Source organism: Rhodococcus sp. CX, assembly GCF_015865005.1.
Classification (GTDB): Bacteria; Actinomycetota; Actinomycetes; order Mycobacteriales; family Mycobacteriaceae; genus Rhodococcus.
On sequence record NZ_JADZGH010000264.1, the window covers coordinates 33,345 to 39,719 of the forward strand.

Consider the following 6,375-nt stretch of genomic DNA (forward strand, 5'->3'; position numbering starts at 1 on the left):
TCGTGACCCTGCTGCGGTTGCGGCGCATGTTCACCGAACTGGACCAGCCCACCCGCATCGCCGCGGTGCTCACCGCGCAGGGTTTCGCCGGGGGCATGTGGCAGCTCGCCTCAGCTCTCTGCCGGCACTACTGGCCGGTCACCCTCGTCGCTTCGCTGTTCTCCTCCCGGATACGGCGGACGGTCGCGGCTTTTGCTGTCGCGGAAGGACTCTGGGACTGGTTCGGGCATCGCGAGGAAGGCGGTCTCGACCCCGTGCGCTACGTGCTCTACAGACGGCTCGACGATCTCGCATACGGTGCCGGACTGTGGAAGGGTGCGCTCGATGCCCGCGACCCGGCCGCACTGATCCCCGACATCCGGAACTGACGTGCTGCCGGCGCACGCCGACGTCGTCGTGGTCGGTGGAGGAAGCTGCGGGTCCGTGGTCGCGGCACGGCTCAGCGACGATCCGGATCGATCCGTGCTGCTTGTCGAGGCCGGACCCGGGTACCGGACCGTGCACGAGACGCCGGACGAAATCCGCACTGCTACAATCGTTCCCGTCGGTCCGGGCAGTGTCTGGGCGACTCGTTACACGGCGCGGCTCACCGCCGAGGTCGCCACCACGGTGGCGCGGGGACGGGTCCTCGGCGGTTCCGGTGCCGTCAACGGAGCGTACTTCGTGCGGGCCCGGCCCGGTGATCTCGCCCGCTGGCCGGCGTCGTGGGCGTACGACGAGGTGCTCGCCGACTTCCGAGCCCTCGAAACCGACTCCGACTTTCCCGGCGACCTGCACGGCAGCGACGGTCCCGTGCCGGTCGGGCGGGTCCCGTGGGATCGGCTGCACCCGGTGTCCGCCGCGTTCCACGAGACCGCGGTCGCGGCGGGATTCGCGGCCGTCGACGACCTCAATGCTCCCGGCCCCGACGGCGTCGGCCGCGTCCCGCTCAACATCCGCGACGGGATGCGCGTCGGTCCCGCGCTCGCGTACCTGCTGCCGGTCCTGCGCCGGACGAACCTGACGGTGGCCACCGGCACGGAGGTGCTGCGGATCGTCCTGGCGAACGGTCGCGCGGTGGGGGTCGAGGTCGCCGACGGAGCGGGCACCCGACAGATCACGGCCGGTCACGTCGTGGTGTGTGCGGGTGCCGTGCACTCGCCGCAACTGCTGATGCTCTCCGGCATCGGCCCCGCCGACGAACTGCGGCGACTCGGAATCGCGGTGCTGCACGACCTTCCGGGGGTCGGCCGGGACTTCACCGACCATCCCGAGGTGGCGATCGGATACCGCTACCGGCGTGAACTGCCGACGGGGGCGCCGCTGCTCGAGACGGTTCTGCACATCCGGTCCCTCGAATTGCGCCCGTACACCGTGCCGTTCGGCACGGCGATCCCGGGAAGCGGCGTCGCCGACCCGGTGCTCGGCGTCGTGCTCACCCGGCCCCGCAGCCGCGGACGGATTCTGCTCGATCCCGCCGATCCCCGGTCCGCGCCCGTCCTGGACTACCGCTATCTCGAGCACCCGCAGGATCGTGCCGACCTCCGGGAGGGTGTCCACCTCGCCACGGACATGCTCGGCGCGATGACCGACCTCGTCGACACGGGCAGTCGCACCACGCACCTCGGGACGTCCTTGCACCTGTCCGGCACGTGCCGGATGGGCACGGACGACGGGTCGGTCGTCGACGAACGGTGCCGCGTCCACGGCATCGACGGTCTGAGCGTCGTCGACACCTCCGTGTTCCCCGAGGTGCCGAGCCGCGGCCCCCACGCCACCGCCGTGATGCTCGCCCACCGCGTCGGTGTGTCTTTGTGGCGGTCGGGGGCGCCACAAAGACACACCGGGCGCTTGGCGCCACCTGTGTGACCTGGACTACAGTGTCGGCAAGGAGGACGCCGGTAGATGACCCAGACAACGAAGCCGTCGGTGAACCCGTGGGTGGCGCTGCGGCCCGGGGACGACGCCGCCGCACACGCGCTGCGCATGTCGTCGGCCCACCGGACATTCCTGGATGCGCGCGAGGGCACGTCGGCGGTCCGCTCGGTCGTGCGCGACTCGTGGTTGCGCAGCGTCGAACGTGGCATCGACCCGGATTCGGTGGACCAGCCGAGCCTGCTCACCGGCGTCGACCTGGAGGAATACCGCTCGGGGCATCCGATGGCGCTGATCCGTCCGGTCGTGCGCAAACTCCTCGTCGAGGACGCCGCCGACGACGGTCTGCTCGTCGCGATCAGCGACGAGCGCGGCCGGTTGCTGTGGGTCGAGGGTGATCACTCCGCCCGCGACCGGGCGCTGTCGATGAGTTTCGTCGAGGGCGCCGACTGGAGCGAAGACCACGTCGGCACCAATGCTCCCGGAACCGCTCTGGCGCTGGATCATTCGGTGCAGATCTTCGCGGCCGAGCATTTCAACCGGACCGTGCACGACTGGAGTTGTTCGGCGGCGCCGGTGCACGATCCGATCAGCGGCCGCATCCTGGGTGCCATCGACATCACCGGCGGTCCGCGTGTCGCCGTGCCGGAAGTGCTGCAACTCGTCCGTGCGACCGTCGCTGCCGCCGAGGCGGAGCTGCGGTTGCACCTCATGAGCGCCCCGCATCTGCTGACCGGATCGGCGTCCCGCCTCGAGACGTTCGGGTCGGGCCGGCCGATGCTGCACCGCAACGGGCAGCGGATCCCGTTGTCGCAGCGGCACGCCGAGATCCTGTTGCTGCTCGCCGATCATCCGGAGGGGCTCGGTGCGGACCGTCTCGCGGTCCTGCTCGACGAGGCCGAACTCGACTCGGTGACGATTCGCGCCGAGATGTCGCGGCTGCGCAAGACCTTCGGATCGGATCGGGTGGGATCGCGGCCGTATCGGCTGCTCGGCGACCTCGTCACCGATGTCGCCGACGTCCGTGCCGCTCTCGACCGCGGCGACACCGCGACCGCGGTGCGCTTGTACACCGGGCCGGTGCTGCCCGGATCGGCCGCGCCGGGGATCGAGGAGATCCGCGACGAACTGCGCACCCGCGTGCAGGCGGCGCTGCTGCGCGCCGGCGATGCGCACCTGCTGGCGCAGTGGACGTCGTCGGTGCACGGCCGCGACGACCTCACCGCCTGGTCCGCGTACCTCACCGCCCTCGATCCCGGTTCGGCGATGTATGCGCAGGTCAAGGCCAGGATCGATCTGTTGGATCGGCAGCTCGCAACGTAGTTGCAACCCCGTTGCTCCTAGTGTTCCGGATCACACCCCGCGAGGGGACGATCCGACCGTCCCGCACCCAGTGCGGCCCGACGACACGCAGGAGAGACACCGATGACCGTGTACGCCCGCCCCGGTTCACCCGACGCCCTGATGTCCTTCCAGGCCCGCTACGACAACTGGATCGGCGGCCAGTGGGTCGCGCCGGTCAAGGGGCAGTACTTCGAGAACGTCACCCCGGTCACCGGGCAGCCCTTCACCGAGGTAGCCCGGTCCACCGAGGAGGACATCGAACTCGCGCTCGACGCCGCGCACGCCGCCGCCCCGGCGTGGGGCAAGACCTCGCCCGCCGAGCGCGCGATCATCCTCAACAAGATCGCCGACCGCATCGAGGAGAACCTCGAGTCGATCGCGCTCGCCGAGTCGTGGGACAACGGCAAGCCGATCCGCGAAACCCTCAACGCGGACATCCCGCTCGCGATCGACCACTTCCGCTACTTCGCGGGAGCCATTCGCGCGCAGGAAGGTTCGATCTCCGAGATCGATTCCGAGACGGTCGCGTACCATTTCCACGAGCCGCTCGGTGTCGTCGGCCAGATCATCCCGTGGAACTTCCCGATCCTCATGGCCGTGTGGAAGCTCGCTCCCGCGCTGGCTGCGGGCAACGCGGTCGTCCTCAAGCCGGCAGAGCAGACCCCGGCGTCGATCCTGTACCTGATCTCCGTCATCGGCGATCTGTTGCCGCCCGGTGTGGTGAACATCGTCAACGGTTTCGGTGTGGAAGCCGGCAAGCCGCTCGCGTCGAGCCCGCGCATCCGCAAGATCGCGTTCACCGGCGAAACCACCACCGGCCGCCTGATCATGCAGTACGCGTCGCAGAACCTGATCCCGGTCACCCTCGAACTCGGCGGCAAGAGCCCGAACATCTTCTTCTCCGACGTCCTGTCCGCGAACGACGACTACCAGGACAAGGCGCTCGAGGGCTTCACCATGTTCGCGCTCAACCAGGGCGAGGTGTGCACGTGCCCGTCCCGCGCGCTGATCCAGCAGGACATCTTCGACGAGTTCCTGTCGCTCGCCGCGGTCCGCACGAAGGCGGTCCGTCAGGGCAACCCGCTCGACACCGACACCATGATCGGCGCGCAGGCATCCAACGACCAGCTCGAGAAGATCCTGTCCTACATCGAGATCGGCAAGAACGAGGGCGCCACCGTCATCACCGGTGGTGAGCGCGCCGACCTCGGCGGCGACCTGTCCGGGGGCTACTACGTCCAGCCGACGGTGTTCAGCGGCCACAACAAGATGCGGATCTTCCAGGAGGAGATCTTCGGTCCCGTCGTGTCGGTCACCTCGTTCGAGGACTTCGACGACGCGATCTCCATCGCCAACGACACCCTGTACGGTCTCGGCGCCGGCGTGTGGTCCCGCGACGGCGGCGTCGCCTACCGGGCCGGTCGCGCCATCCAGGCCGGGCGGGTGTGGACGAACACCTACCACCAGTACCCGGCGCACGCGGCATTCGGTGGCTACAAGCAGTCCGGCATCGGTCGCGAGAACCACCACATGATGCTCGACCACTACCAGCAGACGAAGAACCTCCTGGTGTCCTACGCCCCCAAGGCCCAGGGCTTCTTCTGATCGACCGCCCGCCCGCTCACCCGCCAGTACTCCCGAGCGAATGTATCGTTCGTCTCCTTCAATCGACTGAACGATACATTCGCTCGGGTGCGGGTGGTGGGCAGCAGAACGTCGGGACGCCAGAAAGGACCGCACGCATGCCTGTTCCGCCGCGCGTCGTCGCCACTGCAGACGCCGTCGAACTCCTGCGCCGCCTCGTCGACCGGCACGGGCCGCTGATGATGCACCAGTCCGGCGGGTGCTGCGACGGGTCGGCGCCGATGTGTTACCCGGACGGCGAGTTCGTCGTCGGCGACCGCGACGTGCTGCTCGGTCTGCTCGACCTGCGGCTTGCGGTGGGGGAGACCGCCCCCACGCTTCCCGGCGACCGGGACGCGGTGCCGGTGTGGATCTCCGGTTCCCAGTTCGACGCGTGGAAGCACACCCGGCTCGTGCTCGACGTCGTACCCGGTCGCGGCTCGGGGTTCAGTCTGGAGGCGCCCGAGGGGTTGCGGTTCCTCAGCCGCGGCGTCGTGTTCACCGACGACGAGAACGCGGCACTCGCCTCCGCCACACTCATTTCCGGGGCGCCCCTGCTCGGCAGGGACTGGGCGGCCGGTGCCCGCCCGGAACCGGCGACCGAGCCGACCGTGGTCGCCGAGGCCGCCGACGCGTGCCCCGTCCCACCCACGCGCGGCGCCACCTCGTAACTCTTCCGTGACCTTGCGCTGACGCAGCATGTACACATCGCCCGTACCGTGAGATCGCGCGGTGTTCTCGGCGTGCCCGGTCGACCCGGCGGGCTCCCGTCGACGAGAAGAGGAACCATGGCTCCACCCGATCCGATCGCAGCCGGTGCCGAGGCAGCCCTCCACCACGACGGCGTCGACGCCCACCTCGAAAGCAGCGAGTACCTCGAGAAGCGCAGCCTCCGAAAGGGTTCCGCGGGCTGGGTGCTGCTCGCCGGTCTCGGCGTGAGCTACGTGATCTCCGGCGACTACGCCGGCTGGAACAACGGCCTGGCCGAAGGCGGGTTCGGCGGCCTGCTCGTCGCCTCGATCGTCATCGCCGGCATGTACTTCGCCATGGTGCTCGGCATGGCCGAACTGTCCTCGGCGCTGCCCGCCGCCGGCGGCGGATACACCTTCGCCCGGCGGGCGCTCGGTCCGTGGGGCGGGTTCGCCACCGGCACAGCGATTCTCATCGAATACGCGATCGCTCCTGCCGCCATCGCCACGTTCATCGGCGCCTACGTCGAATCACTGGACCTGTTCGGCATCACCGACGGCTGGTGGGTGTACCTCGCGGTCTACGCGATATTCATCGGCATCCACCTCACCGGCGCCGGTGAGGCGCTCAAGGCGATGTTCGTGATCACCGCCATCGCTCTCGTCGGGCTCGTGGTGTTCGCCGTGTCCGCGGCCGGGCTCTTCGACAGCGCCAACCTGACCGATATCCCCGTCGACGAGAGCGCGGCCGGGGCATCGGCGTTCCTGCCGTTCGGACTGATCGGCGTGTGGGCGGCCGTGCCGTTCGCGATCTGGTTCTTCCTCGCGGTCGAAGGGGTCCCGCTCGCGGCCGAGGAGGCCACGG

4 protein-coding genes and 2 pseudogenes are annotated in these 6,375 nt (G+C 69.3%); all 6 read left to right on the forward strand.

Annotation, left to right across the window (positions count from 1 at the left end; all coding sequences use genetic code 11):
- Window positions 1-368, forward strand: a pseudogene (locus tag I0Q12_RS29505) (mycofactocin system glycosyltransferase); the annotation flags it as partial.
- Window position 369: 1 nt separating this feature from the next.
- Window positions 370-1,848: a mycofactocin system GMC family oxidoreductase MftG gene (mftG, locus tag I0Q12_RS29510; protein WP_197257311.1), complete on the forward strand. Its 1,479-nt coding sequence runs from the start codon at window positions 370-372 to the stop codon at window positions 1,846-1,848.
- Window positions 1,849-1,884: 36 nt separating this feature from the next.
- A complete protein-coding gene (locus tag I0Q12_RS29515) occupies window positions 1,885-3,177 on the forward strand; it encodes a transcriptional regulator (RefSeq protein WP_197257313.1) in 1,293 nt (430 codons plus the stop codon).
- Between the two features lie 102 nt (window positions 3,178-3,279).
- Window positions 3,280-4,803 (forward strand): aldehyde dehydrogenase, encoded by a 1,524-nt coding sequence (gene adh, locus I0Q12_RS29520; RefSeq protein WP_197257315.1) that lies wholly within the window; start codon window positions 3,280-3,282, stop codon window positions 4,801-4,803.
- A 137-nt stretch (window positions 4,804-4,940) separates the two neighbouring features.
- Window positions 4,941-5,492 carry a DUF779 domain-containing protein gene (locus tag I0Q12_RS29525; protein ID WP_197257317.1) on the forward strand — a complete coding sequence of 184 codons (552 nt, stop codon included), beginning with the start codon at window positions 4,941-4,943 and terminating at the stop codon, window positions 5,490-5,492.
- Between the two features lie 117 nt (window positions 5,493-5,609).
- Window positions 5,610-6,375: pseudogene (locus tag I0Q12_RS34300) on the forward strand (amino acid permease); the annotation flags it as partial.

What these genes read in the sequence shown, in the direction of transcription:
- adh (WP_197257315.1), top strand. Translation starts at nt 3,280, where the DNA reads ATGACCGTGTACGCCCGCCCCGGTTCACCCGACGCCCTGATGTCCTTC.
- I0Q12_RS29515 (WP_197257313.1), top strand. Translation starts at nt 1,885, where the DNA reads ATGACCCAGACAACGAAGCCGTCGGTGAACCCGTGGGTGGCGCTGCGG.
- I0Q12_RS29525 (WP_197257317.1), top strand. Translation starts at nt 4,941, where the DNA reads ATGCCTGTTCCGCCGCGCGTCGTCGCCACTGCAGACGCCGTCGAACTC.